Origin of the sequence: Actinomadura sp. KC216, assembly GCF_004348535.1 — a bacterium.
GTDB lineage: Bacteria > Actinomycetota > Actinomycetes > Streptosporangiales > Streptosporangiaceae > Spirillospora.
Genome location: NZ_SMJX01000060.1, coordinates 1 through 16339, shown reverse-complemented (window position 1 = coordinate 16339; position 16339 = coordinate 1). Strand labels below are relative to the sequence as shown.

Below are 16339 nucleotides of genomic sequence, written 5' to 3'. Positions count from 1 at the left end.
AATCGATGATCACCGGGCGTCGCGGCGCGGCTGCCGCATGTACCTCTTCCGTCGTATTGAACGACGAACACGCCGCCGGGATACGCCCGAAAGGCCCGCTGCTATGGAGATCTTCGGTATAAACCGTCGAGACGGCGCCCCGTTCCGGGCCCCGCGCGCCGGCCTGCACGCCCGCCCGTGCGCTCGCAAGCACCCCCGCAGCAAGCACGCCTATCGCGTCAGCGCCTGCTGACGAAGACGTGTTCGGCGATGTCGCGCGGCAGTTCCGTCGCGGGACTGTCGGCCTCGTCGTCACTGATCACCTGCACCCCGTCATCGGTCGCCCGAAGCGTCACCTCTCGTCCCGGTTGTATCCCTATTTGCTTGAGTCTAAGCATCAGGTCACTGTCGCTCTGCACCTGCTCGCTGATCCGCCGGATCACGGCGCCGGCGCCCCCGGGGCTGGCCACGGCGGTCATCACCGACAGCGGTGCGGAGTCGGCGTCGTCCCCGCGTCCGCCCAGCTCGTCAAGGCCGGGGATCGGGTTGCCGTGCGGGCAGGTGGTCGGGTTGTCGAGCAGGGAGACCAGGCGGCGCTCCACGTCCTCCGACATGACGTGCTCCCAGCGGCACGCCTCGATGTGGACGTCCTCCCAGGGCAGCCCGATCACGTTGACCAGCAGACATTCGGCGAGCCTGTGCTTGCGCATCACGCGGGTGGCGAGGCCGCGGCCGTTCTCGGTCAGTTCGAGATGCCGATCGCCCTCGACCCGCAGCAGGCCGTCGCGCTCCATCCGCGCGACCGTCTGGCTCACCGTCGGGCCGCTCTGCGAGAGCCGCTCCGCGATGCGCGCACGAAGAGGGATGATGCCCTCTTCTTCGAGCTCGAAAACCGTCCGGAGATACATCTCCGTGGTATCGATCAGGCCGTGTGAGGTCACAGCTCCCTCCAGTCTTATGTGCAGGAGTCTACTTGCTCCGACCTCGCGTCGCCGTGCCCAGCGAATATCCCCCGGAGGCCGGGTATGGGCAACGCAAGATGAACGCGAGAACTTCCCATGACGCCACCCCATTCCTACCGGACACCGCGGAGGGGCGGTCCGATCTCGGCGAACTGCGCCGGGCCGCGGCAGGGTGCCAAGGCTGCGGCCTTTACGAGAACGCCACGCAGACCGTCTTCGGCGAGGGCTCCCCGGGCGGACGGGTCATGTTCGTCGGCGAGCAGCCCGGCGACCAGGAGGACCGCAAGGGGCTCCCGTTCGTCGGCCCGGCCGGACGCATCCTGGACCGCGCGCTCGCGGAGGCGGGGATCGAGCGCGGCGACGTCTACGTCACCAACGCCGTCAAGCACTTCAAGTTCAAGCGACAGGAGGGCGGCGGGAAGCGGCGCATCCACGAGCCGCCGAGCGCGGCCGAGGTGCGCGCGTGCCGTCCCTGGCTGGACGCGGAGATGCGGCTCCTGGACCCGGACGTCGTGGTCGCCTTGGGCGCCACGGCGGGCAAGGCCCTGCTCGGCCCGTCGTTCCGCGTGACCAAGGAGCGCGGGCGGCTCCTCCCGCTCCCCGACTGGGAGGCGCAGGTCGTCGCGACGATCCATCCGTCCGCCGTGCTGCGCGCCGAGGACCGCGAGGGGATGTACGCCGGGTTCCTCGACGACCTCAAGGTGGCCGCGTCAGCGCTCGGTTGAGACGCCTTCCGCGGTGCGGGTGTCGTAGCGGAGCAGGGCCGGGACGGCGAACGCGGCCACGACCACCAGGACGGCGCAGGCCAGCCCGCCGCCCACCCAGGACGCGGTGGCCCCGGTGACGCTGGCGGTCGCGCCCGCGCGGACGTCCCCGAGCCGCGGCCCGCCCGCGACGACGACGGTGAAGACGCCCTGCAGCCGGCCGCGCATCTCGTCCGGCGCGTACGTCTGGAGCATCGACTGGCGGAAGACCGCCGACACCAGGTCGGCCGCCCCGCCGACGGCGAGCAGCGCCACGGCGAGCCACAGCCGTCCGGTCAGCCCGGCCGCGGCCACCGCGAGACCCCAGATCACGATGGACACGACGAGCGCGATGCCCTGCTTGCGGACGCGTCCGATCCAGCCGGACGACAGCCCGCCGACGAACGCGCCGATCGCCATCGCGGCGAACAGCCACCCGACCGCGCCCTCGCCGCCGAACCGCGTCTCGGCGACCTCGGGGAACAGGGCGCGCGGCATCGCGATCGCCATCGCGATGATGTCCACGACGAACGACATCATCAGCACCGGCTGCCCGGCGAGGTAGCGCAGGCCGTCGAACACCGACCGCAGGCCGGGCGTCCCGACGACGTCGCGGAGCGGCGGCATCGCGGGCAGGCGCAGCGCCGCGTACAGCGCGACCGTGAACAGCACGGCGTCCAGCGCGTACGCCGCCCCGTAGCCCCAGCGGGCGAGGATCACGCCAGCGAACAGCGGCCCGGCCAGCCCGCCGCCCATGAGGACCGTGTAGTTGAGCGTGTTGGCCGCAGGGACGAGCGGCGCGTCGATCAGCCGGGGGATGATCGCGCTTCGGGCGGGCGACGACACCGCGAACCCGATGGCCTGGACCGCCACCACCGTCATGATCAGCCAGAGGCTGTCGGCGCCCACCAGCGCCTGGAGGAGCAGCAGCAGCGTGGCGACCCAGGTGATGCAGGACGAGACGAACAGCAGCCTGCGCCGGTCCATGTGGTCGGCGACCGCGCCGCCCCACAGCCCGAACACGATCAGCGGGACGAGGTTGACGACGCCGAGCGCGCCGACCCAGAACGACGACCCGGTCATGTCGTACACCTGGACGGGCACGGCGACGGCGGTGACCTGGAACCCGACGAACGACACGCCCTGCCCGAGCCACAGCCGCCGGAACGCCGGATGTGCCAGCGGGCGGGTGTCGATCGCCAGGCTCCGCAGGCCGCCGCGCCTCTTCCCAGGCGGCTTCTTCTTGGAAGGCGCCACCGGTTCCTCGGGCTCGGCGTCCGCGTCGGCGTCGGTGCCCTGGGGAGTCTCGGAGCTGTCAGGAGTGTGGGTGGGGGTTGGCTGCTGTTCCGGGGTCACGGGGACAGTCTCTCCATCACCCACTCTCCCTGCTCGACCTCCCCCTGTTCGAGCGGGGTTGCCCGCCGGTAGCGGATCCGGTCGTGGAGGCGGTCGCGGCGGCCCTGCCAGAACTCGATCGACTCGGGGACGACGCGGAAGCCGCCCCAGAAGTCCGGCAGCGGGACGGCGTTCTCCGCCTGCGCGGGCGCGTCCGGCGGCTCCTCGGGCCAGCGTTCGGCCAGCTCGGCGAAGCGCCTTTCGAGGACGTCCCGTCCCGGGATGACGCCCGACTGGCGCTCGCTCGCCCAGGCGCCGAGACGCGAGCCGTGCGGGCGCGTCCGGAAGTAGGCGGCCGACTCCTCCCGCGACAGCTGTTCCACCGGGCCCGCGACGCGGACCTGCCGGTGCATGGCGTGCCAGGGGAACACGAGCGCCGCCCGCGGGTTCTCCGCCAGGTCGCGGCCCTTGTGCGAGGTCAGGTTCGTGAAGAAGCGGAAGCCGTGCGGCCCGTACCCCTTCAGCAGGACGGTCCGCGCGCTCGGCACCCCGTCCCCGGACGCCGTGGCCAGGACCATCGCGTTCGGCTCGGGCAGGCCGAAGGCGTGCACGTCGGCGAACCAGCCGGCGAACAGCGCGAGCGGATCGGCGGGGAGCGCCGACTCGGACAATTCGCCCCCCTCGTAGGATCTCCGGAGCCGGGCCGGATCGGGCGTTGGGGCATTCACAGGGTCAGAGCCTCTCACCTGGCTCTTGTGCAACTCGGACGACCCCTGGGTACTGGTCGGTAAAACCGACAGGGTTCAATGGCACGGCACCGCCTTATCAGCTGAACACTCTTCGTCCTCGGTCGGGCGGACAGGCCGCCCCTCGCGGACAGGCCGGACGAAGAATGTTCACTCGTGGAGACGAAAGGCAGGACGATCATGTCCGACTTCAAACCCGGTCTCGAGGGGGTCGTGGCCTTCGAGACCGAGATCGCCGAACCGGACAAGGAGGGCGGCGCCCTCCGCTACCGGGGCGTCGACATCGAGGAACTCGTCGGCCGCGTCTCCTTCGGCGACGCCTGGGGACTCCTCGTCGACGACAGCTTCGACCCGGGGCTGACTCCCGCGGAGCCGCACGTCCTGCCGGTCACGTCCGGCGACGTGCGGGTGGACGTGCAGAGCGCCCTCCCCACCCTGGCCCCCGCGTACGGGATGCGGCCGCTCCTGGACATCTCCGACGAGGAGGCCCGCGCCGACCTCGCCCGGGTCTCGGTGACGGCGCTGTCGTTCGTCGCCCAGTCGGCGCGCGGCATCGGCGTCCCGATGGTCCCGCAGGAGCGGATCAACGCCGCCGAGACGATCACCGAGCGGTTCATGGTCCGCTGGCGCGGTGAGCCCGATCCGAAGCACGTCAGGGCCATCGACGCGTACTGGGTCTCCGCCGCCGAGCACGGCATGAACGCCTCCACCTTCACCGCGCGGGTGATCGCCTCCACCGGCGCGGACGTCGCGGCCAGCATCTCCGGCGCGATCGGCGCGATGTCGGGCCCGCTGCACGGCGGCGCCCCGGCCCGCGTGCTGCCGATGATCGAGAAGGTGGAGCAGGTCGGCGACGCCCGCAAGGTCGTCACCGACATCCTCGACTCCGGCGAGCGGCTGATGGGCTTCGGCCACCGCGTCTACCGCGCCGAGGACCCGCGCGCCCGGGTGCTGCGCCGCACCGCCCGCGAGCTCGGCGCGCCGCGGTTCGAGGCCGCGAAGGCGCTGGAGGACGCCGCGCTGGACGTGCTGCGCGAGCGCCGTCCCGACCGTCCGATCGAGACGAACGTCGAGTTCTGGGCCGCGGTCATCCTCGACTTCGCCGAGGTCCCGACCGCGATGATGCCCGCCATGTTCACCTGCGGCCGCACGGCGGGATGGGCCGCGCACATCATGGAGCAGAAGCGCACCGGCCGCCTCGTCCGGCCGAGCGCCCGGTACACCGGCCCGGGAACGCGCTCCATCGGCGACGTCGCCGGGGCCGCCGAGGTCCTCAAGCGCCACGTCGGCTGACCTTCCGTCCCTTCGTCCTCCCGTCCCCTCGACCAGACTTGGAGGCCCCCGGATCCAGCGGCGGATCCGGGGGCCTCGCTCATCGCGGCCATCGCGCCTAGCGCGGCGGGACGGCGGGCGGCGGATCCGCGGGCGGGCAGTCCGCCTTGCCCTGCGGGCCGGTGATGAGGCGGCCGCAGAGCTGCGTGACCTGCGTCTTCCCGTCCGGGGTGATCCTCGCGAGGATCACCGGCTTGTCGAGCACCTGGTGGCCGGTGGAGCGCGGGCCGAAGCGGATGACGCCGCTGGCGCCGTTGCGCAGGACGTCGTCGGCCGGGTCGTCCAGCGCCGCGAACACCGAGCCCGCCGACGGCGGCGCCTTCTCCCGCCAGTACACGGTGCGCGCCACGGTCGCCACGAGCGTGGCCGCGTCGTAGGCGACGGCGGCGCGGGTGATCGACGGCCGCTGGACCGAGTCGCCGTCCTGGACGGTCATCTCCCGGACGAAGGGGTCGTAGTCGGAGTAGAAGGTCTGCGGCGACTGCTCGCCGACCCACCGCCGGTCCCACGCCTCGCGCGCCGCCAGCGGCGTGAAGTAGAGCTCGAAGGTGCCCTTGCGGCCCAGCTCCGCGGCGTTGTCGCTGACGTACTTGGCGATCTCGTCGTCCGTCAGGACGAGCCGGGGTTCGGGGCAGGACAGTTCCAGGACGTTGGCGAACGAGCGGAACTCGTCCGACCGCCCGGCGTAGTAGAACATGTCGGGCCTGGTCCGGCACGCCTCCCGGACGGCCTTGTTCAGGTCCCCCGGGTTCCGGTAGGGGCGCATGTGCGTCACGCCGGGACGGAACGCCTTCTGGAACTCGACGGCGAGGTCCTTGCTGTACAGGTCGTCGGGGTCGCCGTCGTAGATGACGACCGCCTCGTCCACCTTCTTCCCGCCGACGTGGCCGTTGCGGGCCCAGTACGCGGCGTGCTTCGCGGTCCGGGCGTTCGGCGACGCCAGCCGGAAGTAGTACGGCGAGTAGCCCGCGTCGCCGTCGAGCAGGGCCGTCCTGCCGTAGCTGTTGGCGGTGCTGACCAGCGGCAGCGCCGACTTGGCCAGCAGCCTGATCGCCTCCTGGGTCTGCGTGCGGCTCTGCTCGAAGCCGATCACGGCGACGATGCTGCGGTCCTCCAGCGCCCGCTCGCGGATCTGCCCGGCGACGTGCTCGGCGTAGCGGAACCTGGCGCCCGCGTTGGCGATCAGCACCCGGAGCCGCAGGTCCTCGCCCTCGGCGGCGTCGTTGAACCGCTTCTGCGCGATCGCCAGGCCGATCAGCTCGCCCTGGACGCCCGCGAGCAGCTCGATCCGCCGGTTCTTGATCGACGGGTCGGCGGTCACCGGGCCGATGTAGACGACCGTCGCGTACGGCTTGCCGGACTCCTTGACCTGGTCGTTCTGCGACTCGATCTCGCCGAGCACCTCGCTGAGCCGGCCGTCGTTGTTCTTGCCGCCGGAGTTCTCGCCGAAGGAGAACGACCCGTCGGTGATGCCGACGCATTCGCCGTTCTCCATCCGCCGGATGTCGACCGGCGAGCAGTACATCCGCGCCTGCACCGCGATCACGGCGATGGACGCCGCCGCGACCGCGACCATCGCGATCCACGGCAGCGCCGGATGCGCGAACCGGGGGCGGCGCCGCACCGGCCGGACGGGCGGCAGGTCGCCGCCCGGGTCGCGGGTGATGTCGACGCGCAGCTCCCGGCGGGAGCCGAGCGCGCCGATGCGCCGCTGCTCGCGGGCGTACCGGTCCCAGAGGCCGCGCGCGGCGACGACGCTCTGCGGGTCGCCCGCCGACATGTCGACGCGGACGGCCTGCGCGATCCGGTCGACGAGCTTGCGGCCCCCGGGCGCGGGCGGGTCCGCTTCGGCGGGCGCGTCCGGGTCGACGCCCGCGACGACGACGAGCGGGTCGAAGCAGGGCAGCCGGCCCGCCTGCCCGTCGGCGCGGACCCGCTCGACCAGCTCCACGAACGCCACCCCGGGATGCCCGGCCGACAGCCGCTCGAAGATGAGCACCGGGTAGCGGACCCGCGCCCACGCGGCCCGCCGGTAGTCGCGCCGGTAGCAGCGGCGCAGGTCTTCCAGGAACGCGGCGACCAGCAGGAGGTCGAGCTGCTCGCCGTGGCCGTCCGGCTCGACGGGACGCGGATCGAACACGCCCAGCGCGAAGCCGAGGAACCCGGTGGAGTCGCGGTCGACATAGGGCTGCTTGAGGAACCAGCCGAACTGGCGGACCCCGTACCAGCCGCGCGTCCGTGCCACGATCTGGACGGTCACGAACGCCACCCCGACGATCGCGGCGAACACGGCCGCCGCGAGGTCGAGGGCCGCGGCCGTCCCGGCGCTGATCAGCGCGACGAGGGCGATCCCGATCGGGGCGATCTGCTCCAGGAACGTCAGGTACGTCGCGGGGCGGCCGCGCGGCGCCTCCAGGTCGCGCAGGACGTCCCGGCCGCGCCTGCGGATGACCTTGTTCAGCTCGCGGCGGCGCGCGTTCTCGTTGTCCCCGACCGGCGGATGCGTCAGCCGCCGCACGAGCTGGTGGTTCTCCCGCTCGGCGGGCGCGGCGCCGCGCGGCGCCGCGCGGTCCCCCGCCAGCCGGATCTCCCGCAGGTCCCGCAGCCACAGCGCCATCTCCAGCAGCGGGAACCGCAGCGCGGGCTCACCCCTGGCGTGGCTGCTCGGCTGCGACAGCTCCCGCTTGGCCTCCCGCAGGACGCCCGCGACGTCGGTGGCGGGCGTCTCGGCGGCGATGTGCGAGACCGGGGCGCGCTCGTCCTCGCACCGGGACTTCAGCATCTCCGCGACCTGGGAGGTGGCGCGGCCGGGGCCGAGGAGGAGGAGCAGCGGTCTCAGCCGCGCGCGCCATCGCGGCCGTTCCCGTAGCCGTTCGAACAGGTCGAGCACCCCGCGCAGCCGATCCTCGGTCGGGAGCCGGTCGCCGTCGCCCGCCATGGGTCATGCCTCACTTCCGTCCCTGTGGCGCTCCCCGGTTCGGTTCTCCCCACCGCCCCTTATCGGCTTTGGACGCGGCGGAGCGTGAAAAGGATCGAAAATTCCCGATCGTCACGCGTCCGTGCAGGAAACTCGGCGACTTTGCCATCATTGGCCCATGGGTGAAGACCGCGACGAGCCGCTGGAAGGCGACATCGGCCCGGCGGCCGCGCCCGCGTCGCGTCCAGAACCTTCGGCGGGTACCGCTTCGGACACCGCTTCGCCGGACGCGGCGGAGGAATTGCGGCGGTATGAGGCGGAGCGCGAGGAGCGGCGCCGCCGCACCAACGCGGTCTCGGGACGGATCGCCGCCGTCCTCGCCGCGCTCATCCTGGCGTTCCTCGTTTACGACTCCGTCACCACGGCCGTAGAGGCCCATGGCAGAGGCGACGACTGGATCTACCCGCCCGCGGTGATCGCCACGCTTTGCGCGATCGCGCTGGTGACCCTGGTTGCCTGGGCCGTCCGCCGGGTGAAGTAGCCTCTGGTGAGTGACCGAAAGCGCGAACCCAGCCATTGACATTCCCGCCGATCTGAGGCCCGCGGACGGCCGCTTCGGATGCGGTCCGTCGAAGGTCCGCCCGGAGCAGCTCGCGGCGCTCGCCGACTCGGGCTCGACCTACATGGGCACCTCGCACCGGCAGAAGCCGGTGAAGTCCCTCGTCGGGCGCGTCCGGGAGGGCCTCGGCGAGCTGTTCTCGCTGCCCGAGGGGTACGAGGTCCTGCTCGGCAACGGCGGCACCACCGCGTTCTGGGACGCGGCCGCGTTCGGGCTCGTCCGGCAGCGGTCGCAGCACCTGACGTTCGGCGAGTTCTCCAGCAAGTTCGCCAAGGTCACCACGAGCGCGCCCTGGCTGGGCGACCCGACCGTCATCTCCGCCCCGCCCGGGACGCACCCGGAAGCGTCGGCCGAGGAGGACGTGGACGCCTACGCCCTCACCCACAACGAGACCTCGACCGGCGTCGCGATGGAGATCCGGCGCCCGGCGGGCACGATCGCGCGCGACGGGCTCGTCCTCGTCGACGCCACGTCCGGCGCGGGCGGCCTGCCCGTGGACGTGACGCAGACCGACGTCTACTACTTCGCGCCGCAGAAATGCTTCGCCGCGGACGGCGGCCTCTGGGTGGCGCTCGCGTCCCCGGCAGCGCTGGAGCGGATCGACGAGATCGCCGCGTCCGACCGGTACGTCCCCGAGTTCTTCAACCTGAAGACGGCCCGCGACAACTCCGCCAAGGACCAGACCTACAACACCCCTGCCGTCGCGACGCTGCTGCTTCTCGCCGAGCAGATCGAGTGGATGAACGGCCAGGGCGGGCTGGCGTGGACGACGTCCCGCACGTCCGACTCGTCCCAGCGGCTCTACACGTGGGCGGAGAAGACGTCGTACACGACGCCGTTCGTCGTGGACCCGGCGCAGCGCTCGCAGGTGGTCGGGACGATCGACTTCAACGACGACGTGGACGCGGCGGCCGTCGCCAAGATCCTGCGCGCCAACGGCATCGTGGACACCGAGCCGTACCGCAAGCTCGGCCGCAACCAGCTCCGCATCGGGATGTTCCCGGCGATCGACCCGTCCGACGTCGAGGCGCTGACCGCCTGCGTCGACTACGTCGTCGAGCGCCTCTAGCCGTCTTCCGCCGGCCGTCCGGCTCTCGGAGGCGCCGCGCCCCTGAGAGTCGGTTCAGGCGACGGACAGCAGGCCGCCGGTGCCGCCGAGCGGTTCCGCCACGCGGTGGCGCAGGCCGGCGCGGTCGCATTCCTCGTCAGCGCGGGTGAAGCCCGTCCAGACGCGGGGGTCCATGTCGGTGCCGCGCGCCGTCGGGAGGAAGGTCGCCGTCGCGAGCACCTCGGGCAGGTCGCGGCGGCCGGGACGGCGCTCCATGCCGATCTTCAGGTAGGTGCCCTCGCGGAGCATGACCACGGTCGCGAACTCCACGCGCGTGTGCAGCTCGGCCTCCCGGAACCAGCGCGGGTTGGACGCCCAGTAGATGTTCTGCTCGGTGTCCACGGCAACGGTCAGCGGGCTGAGCGCGGCGCGGGCCAGATGCACCTCGGTCGGGCGGTCGCGGTGGACCCAGACCAGCGCGGCCCGTCCGACCAGGGCCTCCAGGACGCCCGTCACGCCGGACGGATCGTCGCTGCCCGCGAGGAGCTGGAAGATCGGTTCGCTGTCGGTCGTCCCGGACGCGGGCGGCAGCGCGAACCGCGACCGCAGGGCGGCGGCGTCGACGTCGCCGTTGTGGGTGGCGACGATGCCGGCGGACAGGCCGCCCGCCGCGGCCGTCCCGGGGACGACCATCGGGCTGGCGTTGCCGGCCTCGGCCGGCGAGCCCTGCGTCGCCCAGCGGGTGTGCCCGAGGGCGACCGGCGCGCGGTCGAGCTCGGGGAGGAACTCGGGCCGCCAGATCCCCGAGAAGCGGCCGCGCCCCTTGACGACACGGCAGCCCACCACGCTACCGGCGGCGGTCTCGGACCCGCCGCCGGGACAGCCCCCGAGGCCCGGCCAGCCGCCGAGCAGCGCCAGCCCCGCCGAGTCCGTGCCGCGCTCCTCCGCGAGCGCGCCCAGCGTGACGAACACGTCCGAGGCGGGCCCCGGGTCGTCGGCGAACGGCGAGCGCACCATCCCGAACAATCCGCACATGCCAGATGAGATGCAGATCATGGGCGGACGGTTCGAGTCGCTCATGGCGCCGAATAGGCTCGGAGCGTGAACCGCGCGCCCCGCTGGCTGCTTCCCACCGTGCTGACCGCGCTCGTCCTGGCCGTGGTCCTCGGTGCGCTGCTGAACTGACGCGGGCCGTATGATCGTCGGGGCGCGGAACGGGGATGATCCAGGCATGTCACTGAGCCGCGTCGCCCGCGCCGGTGCCGCCGTCACCCTCGCCGGGACGTCGGCCTGCGTTCTCGCGCCCGCCGCGTCCGCGTCGGGGGCCGCCTGGGGCGAGCAGATCGCCTTCACGATCGAGGACCCGCGGATCAACGAGTCCAGCGGGCTCGCGGCCAGCGCGCGGCACCCCGGCATCGTCTACACGCACAACGACTCGGGCGGCGTCCCGAAGGTCTACGCGCTGGACGCGGGCGGGCGCGTCCGGGCCGTGCTGACGCTCGCCGGGGCGGGCGCCCGCGACTGGGAGGGCATGGCGCTCGGCAGGGACGAGCGCGGCCGTCCGGCGATCTTCGTGGCGGACATCGGCGACAATCTCGGCGGCGCGTGGCCGTACGTGACGGTGTACCGGATCAGGGAGCCGTCCGAGATCAGGAGCCAGACGCTGCGGGCCACCAGCTTCAGGATCAAGTACGCGGACGGGCCGCGCAACGCCGAGACCTTCATGATCAACCCGCGGACGAACCGGGTCTACATCGCGAGCAAGCTGTTCGGCGGCAAGGTGTACGAGGGCCCGGCGAAGCTCCGCGGCAGCGGATACAACGTGATGCGCAAGGTCGCGGACGCGCCCGCCATGGCCACCGACGGCGCCTTCTCCCCCGATGGGCGCACCTGTGTCATCCGGTCCTACTTCGGTGCGCGTCTCTATTCCGTAGGCCCGGACGGCCGTCCGGGCAAGTCGATCAGATCGCTGGGCATCCCGATGCAGTCGCAGGGCGAATCACTGACCTACACGGCGGACGGCAGGTCCCTTCTCCTGGGGTCCGAGGGCGAGAACCAGCCGGTCTACCGGCTGCCGCTGCCGGACGAGGCGCTGCCGTCACCGTCCGGCGGGAAGGCCCCGAAGAACGCGGGGTCGGGCGGCGACGCCGAGGGCGTCGCCGGTGACACCCGGAACACCAGGGTGGGGCTGCTCCTCGCGCTCGCCATCGCGGCGGCCGTCGGCTACGGGCTGCTGCGCGGGCGCGGAGGCTCGTCGGGAGGCCGATGAGAAGGGGTTGGCAGGCGGGGCGGAAAGCCGCACCTGACCGGCACGATGGAAGTCGGTTTCGGACGGCGACGGGATCCTGGAAGGAGGCGACGGGCCCGCAAGGACCCGTGTGAGGATGCGGACTGTGGAGCATGAGCTCGTGGGCCTGGCGGGGCCCGGCGGCCGGTGGCGTCCCGTCGCCGCCGGGCCGTTCGCCCTGCTCGCGGTGGTGCTGGCGCTGCTGCCGATCCGTCCGGTGTGGCTGTGGGCCGCGCTGATCGGCGTCGTCGCCGCGATCCCGTGGCTGCTCGGCGCGGCCCCGGAGGCGCGGCGGCGCCGCCCGCGGCCGTACTGGCGGCTGTCGGCGGCCGGGCTGGAGAAGATCGGGCCGGGCGGGCTGAGCTTGGTCTCCTACGAGCGGTCCCGGATCGACGCGCTGGCCATCACGACCGGCGACGGGATCCTGACCGTGTTCCACCGGTTCGGCCGTACCGCGGTGGGCGGGATGACCTCGATGGGCCTGGAGCCGCTCACGGTCTTCGTGACGGCGAGGCGCCTCGGCATCCCCATGCACGTGCTGGACGGCGAGGCCACCGACCTCCTCGACCCCGCGCTCGACGACGCCCTGCGCATCCCGACGCTGGACGAGGACGTCCCAGGCGGCGGCCCGCTGCCCCGCGACCACGCGGCGGAGAAGCGGCTGCTCGACCAGGAGGCGGCCCTTCTCGCCGCCGCGCACGAACCGTCCTCGACCGAACCCGACGAAGGCTCCGGCCAGGGCCCCGGCGAGGGCAAGGCGGGCAAGGGGGGCAAGGCGCCGGGCGGCAAGGAGCAGCGGCTTGACACGCCCGAGCCGCTGCCGAGCCGCCGCCGCGTCGTGCTGCTCGGCGGGCTCACCGCCCTGCTCGGCACCGTCATGATCGTCCGGATCGCGGTGGACGGCACCGGCGAGTTCGGCGCCCGGCTCGCGGCCGGCTGCTGGGCGCTCGCCGCGATCGCGGGCGTCCTCATGGCGCGCCGCCGGCTGCTGCGGGCCGCGCAGGTCCGCTGGACGATCAACGCGGAGCGGCTGCGGGTGCGGGCCCGTCCCGGCCGCCGCCGCGAGGTGCTGGACCTGCGGGCCCGGGACGTCGCCGCGGTCGTCGTCGGCCCCGGCCTGCGGCTCGACCCGGTGAGCGGCGAGCCGCGCCGCGCCGACCTCGCCGCGCTCGCGTTCGGGCACCGCCTCGAACTCGTCGCCCGGCTGCCCGCGCACGGCCTGGACGGCTTCCAGCTCGCGCACGCCCTCGACGACCACGGCTACCGGGTGATCACGCCGGGCGCGCGGGCGCCGCGCCGCCCGCAGTACGGCCTGGAGGGGCTGCCCGAGATCTTCGCGCAGGTCCCCGGCGGGCGGCTGGTCGTCGCGGACGGCGGGCTCGGCTGGGCGGACGCCGCCGGCGACATCGTGCTGAAGATGCCCGAGGACCGCATCGGCGGCATCGAGCTGCTGACCATCGCCGGGCACGCCTGGGTCCGGCTCTACGACACCGACGGCGACGAGTTCTTCGCCGCGCCGCTGTCGGCGCTGCGGATCTCCCGCACCGACCTGCGGGACGCGGCCCGCCGCGCCGGGCTGCCGGTCAACGACGCCGAGTACGACGCCTACCTCAGCGCCGCGTTCCACTCCGCGGTCACCACACTGACCGACTCCGAACCGGCCACCGCGTCCGTGTCCTCGCAGAACACCGGCGGGGAGACGGCCGCGGCCCAGACCCAGCAGCCGGGCCCGCTGGACGAGCACGACCTCACGTTCGCCGTCTCCGCGCCGCCCGACCCCACGACCGCGCCGGGAACGCTTCTGGACGCGACCCGCCGCTCCCGCATCGGGACGTACGGGATGAGCGTCCTGCTCTGCGAGGCCGTGGCGCTGCTGGGCGCGGTGTGGCTCGGGCCCGAGCTCGGCGGGTTCAACGCGACGGCGTCCTGGTCGGTGCCCGCGGGGCTGGTCATCGGCCTCGTCGGCTACTGGCTGTACGACCGGAACCGTCCGCAGCTGCGGGTGTCGTCCGCGGGGCTCGCGGTCGTCACCCGGCGCGGCAAGGTCGAGTGGGACCTCGGCCGCGACCGCGTCGGCGGCGTCGGCATCGACGAGGCGACCGAGCGGATGCCGCGGCTGGTGGTGTGGAGCCCGTCCGGGCGGGTGCTGCGGCAGGTGACGTTCCCGCCCGACCTGGACGACCTGCGCCGCGCCTGCGAGCGCTACGGCCTGCCCTGGGGGCCGCCCGACGCCGACCGTCCCGCGCCCCCGCCGCCCGAGCTCTGACGCAGCGACCACGTCTTCAGCGACTCGTACGTCAGCTGGCTGTAGTCCTTGCCGGGCAGGTGGCTGCGCATCAGCTGGACGGAACCGGCCGTCCACGCCGCCCCGGCGAACGCCGACAGCGACTCCATGAGCGGGCGCACGTCCACCGGGCTTCTGGACCGCGCCAACGTGAGATGGGGGCGGAAACCGCGGTGCTTGTCCGGCAGCGTCCCGACGCGGCGGCCTGCGGCCGTGGTGGACGCGGCGAGGCGCGCCACCCCGCGGCGGTCGCCGTACAGGCCCGTCCACAGGACGCGGGCGTGCGTGCCGCTGCCGGGGAAGGCCCCCGCGCCCGCCAGCGACAGCGACATCCGCTCGTGCCGGCCGACCGCGCGCTCCAGCCTGGGGAGCAGCCGGTCGAGGGTGCGGTCGTCCACCTCGCCGAGGAACGTCAGCGTGACGTGGAGCAGTTCGCGCCGCACCCATCTCAGCTCGGGCACCGCGTCACGGTGCGGCAGGACGGCTTCCTCCAGCTCGTCCAGAATGTCCGGTGGCGGCACGAGCGCCACGAAAAGCCTCATGGGAGCGTCCGTAGGGCCACCACGCCAGCATTTCAGCAGATGGCACCCCTTGTCACGCCGTCACGCGCAACCACCGGAACCGGATGCGGCGGCCGGGGCGGGGCGCCGCCGGATCCGGTCGAGCGCGGGCCGGATCGCCCCGTCCTCGCCCCGCGCGCCCCGCGCCGCCACCACCCCGACGGCGAACGCGGCGACGACGGAGATCAGCCCGCCGCCGACGAGGCCCGTCCGGGCGCCGAAGTTCTCCGAGAGCCAGCCGATCGCGGGCGCGCCCAGCGGGTTCGTCCCGAGGAACACGAACATGTAGAGGCCCATCACGCGCCCGCGCATCTCCGGCGCGACGCTGAGCTGCATGGTCGCGTTCGCCGCCGTCATGATCGTCATCATCGCGACGCCGGTCGGGACGAGCAGCGCCAGGAACGTCCAGTACGTCGGCATCAGGCCGGTGGCGACCTCCAGCACGCCGAACACCAGGCCCACCGCGACCAGGAACCGCAGCCGCGGCTTGGCGACCCGCCGCGCGGCCAGCAGCGCGCCGCTGAGCGCGCCGAGCGCCAGCATGCTGGACGCGAGCCCGAACGCGGACGCGTCGGTGTTGAAGACCTCCTTGGCGACGAGCGCGACCGTGGTGGCGAAGTTCATGCCGAACATGGCGAGGAACCCGATGAGGATCAGGACCAGCATCAGGTCGCGGCGACCGCGGACGTAGCGCAGGCCCTCGCGGAGCTGCCCCTTGGCGCGCTTGACGGGGTCGGCGGGGTGCAGCTCGTCCGCCCGCATCGCGTAGAGGCCGAACAGGACGGCGCCGAACGACGCCGCGTTCACCAGGAACACCGGCCCCGTGCCGATCAGCGCGATCAGCACGCCGGCGACGGCGGGGCCGAGCAGCCGGGCACCGTTGAACGAGGCGCTGTTCAGCGCGATCGCGTTCGGCAGATCGCGCCGCCCCACCATCTCGACCACGAACGACTGCCGGGTGGGGTTGTCGACGACGGTCGCGAGCCCGAGCCCGAAGGCGAGCACGTACACGTGCCACACCTGCGCGGCGCCGGTCACCGCGAGCAGGCCCAGGATGAGCGCGAGCACGCCCATGGAGACCTGCGTGAGGATCAGGACCCGCCGCTTGGGATACCGGTCCGCGATGACTCCGCCCCAGAGACCGAACAGCAGCATCGGCAGGAACTGCAGGCCGGTGGTGATGCCGAGCGCGGTGCCGCTGCCGTGAGCCAGCTCAAGGACGAGCCAGTCCTGCGCGATGCGCTGCATCCACGTCCCGGTGTTGGAAACGACCTGCCCCGCCGCGAAAAGCCGATAGTTCCGATTCCGCAGCGACCGGAACATGGCTCCCGTGCGCGGCTCGTCCCCCTCGTCCAGCCCCTCGGGCTCGCCGGTCTCGCGGTGTTGATCGGGGGCGCGGGGTTCGTCGGGGTCGTCGAGCTCGCCGGTCTCGCGGGGCTCGTCATCGTCCGCCTGCCCGGCCGCCGGGAGCGCGGCGCTCTTCTGCGGCGACGGCTCGGCGTCGGCGGACTCGGGGGTGTGCGGGGA

Annotated in this window: 13 protein-coding genes; 6 read left to right on the top strand and 7 right to left on the bottom strand. The window is 73.0% G+C overall.

The window, feature by feature from the left end; all coding sequences use genetic code 11:
• Positions 1-218 precede the first annotated feature (218 nt).
• Positions 219-920, bottom strand: coding sequence for a metal-dependent transcriptional regulator (locus tag E1264_RS13330; RefSeq protein ID WP_132173148.1), 702 nt, complete (start codon positions 918-920; stop codon positions 219-221).
• A gap of 98 nt (positions 921-1018) precedes the next feature.
• Here E1264_RS13330 and E1264_RS13325 point away from each other — a divergent pair, with 98 nt between their 5' ends.
• Entirely contained in the window at positions 1019-1666 is a 648-nt protein-coding gene (locus E1264_RS13325; protein ID WP_132173146.1) for a UdgX family uracil-DNA binding protein, read from the top strand.
• On the opposite strand, the gene E1264_RS13320 is transcribed toward E1264_RS13325, so the two are convergent.
• Both E1264_RS13320 and pdxH read right to left on the bottom strand, forming a co-directional pair.
• Positions 1652-3040 (bottom strand): MFS transporter, encoded by a 1389-nt coding sequence (locus E1264_RS13320; RefSeq protein ID WP_132173145.1) that lies wholly within the window; start codon positions 3038-3040, stop codon positions 1652-1654. The two genes, E1264_RS13325 and E1264_RS13320, sit on opposite strands and share 15 nt — an antisense overlap.
• Positions 3037-3690, bottom strand: a complete 654-nt coding sequence (gene pdxH / locus E1264_RS13315; RefSeq protein WP_243710910.1) for a pyridoxamine 5'-phosphate oxidase — start codon at positions 3688-3690, stop codon at positions 3037-3039. The genes E1264_RS13320 and pdxH overlap by 4 nt, the downstream gene beginning before the upstream one ends.
• A 255-nt stretch (positions 3691-3945) precedes the next feature.
• Between pdxH and E1264_RS13310 the strand changes: the two genes are divergently transcribed.
• Positions 3946-5058: a citrate synthase 2 gene (locus E1264_RS13310; protein ID WP_132173141.1), complete on the top strand. Its 1113-nt coding sequence runs from the start codon at positions 3946-3948 to the stop codon at positions 5056-5058.
• 97 nt (positions 5059-5155) lie between these two features.
• On the opposite strand, the gene E1264_RS13305 is transcribed toward E1264_RS13310, so the two are convergent.
• Entirely contained in the window at positions 5156-8035 is a 2880-nt protein-coding gene (locus E1264_RS13305; RefSeq protein ID WP_132173139.1) for an ABC transporter substrate-binding protein, read from the bottom strand.
• A gap of 157 nt (positions 8036-8192) precedes the next feature.
• Here E1264_RS13305 and E1264_RS13300 point away from each other — a divergent pair, with 157 nt between their 5' ends.
• Together E1264_RS13300 and serC are read left to right on the top strand one after the other, a co-directional pair.
• Positions 8193-8555, top strand: coding sequence for a hypothetical protein (locus tag E1264_RS13300; protein ID WP_132173137.1), 363 nt, complete (start codon positions 8193-8195; stop codon positions 8553-8555).
• A 10-nt stretch (positions 8556-8565) separates the two neighbouring features.
• On the top strand, positions 8566-9702 hold the full coding sequence (serC, locus tag E1264_RS13295; protein ID WP_132173135.1) for a phosphoserine transaminase: 1137 nt from the start codon (positions 8566-8568) through the stop codon (positions 9700-9702).
• A gap of 54 nt (positions 9703-9756) precedes the next feature.
• Here the strand turns inward: serC and E1264_RS13290 are convergent, their stop codons facing one another.
• Positions 9757-10761, bottom strand: a complete 1005-nt coding sequence (locus tag E1264_RS13290) for a hypothetical protein (RefSeq protein WP_132173133.1) — start codon at positions 10759-10761, stop codon at positions 9757-9759.
• A gap of 151 nt (positions 10762-10912) precedes the next feature.
• Here E1264_RS13290 and E1264_RS43335 point away from each other — a divergent pair, with 151 nt between their 5' ends.
• Both E1264_RS43335 and E1264_RS13280 read left to right on the top strand, forming a co-directional pair.
• A complete protein-coding gene (locus E1264_RS43335; RefSeq protein WP_207935893.1) occupies positions 10913-11950 on the top strand; it encodes a hypothetical protein in 1038 nt (345 codons plus the stop codon).
• 124 nt (positions 11951-12074) lie between these two features.
• On the top strand, positions 12075-14234 hold the full coding sequence (locus E1264_RS13280; protein WP_132173131.1) for a hypothetical protein: 2160 nt from the start codon (positions 12075-12077) through the stop codon (positions 14232-14234).
• Here E1264_RS13280 and thpR read toward each other — a convergent pair.
• Positions 14171-14794, bottom strand: a complete 624-nt coding sequence (thpR, locus tag E1264_RS13275; RefSeq protein WP_132173129.1) for an RNA 2',3'-cyclic phosphodiesterase — start codon at positions 14792-14794, stop codon at positions 14171-14173. The two genes, E1264_RS13280 and thpR, sit on opposite strands and share 64 nt — an antisense overlap.
• A 60-nt stretch (positions 14795-14854) precedes the next feature.
• Complete coding sequence (locus E1264_RS13270; protein WP_132173185.1) at positions 14855-16135, bottom strand: MFS transporter; 1281 nt, start codon at positions 16133-16135, stop codon at positions 14855-14857.
• Between the last annotated feature and the right edge of the window lie 204 nt (positions 16136-16339).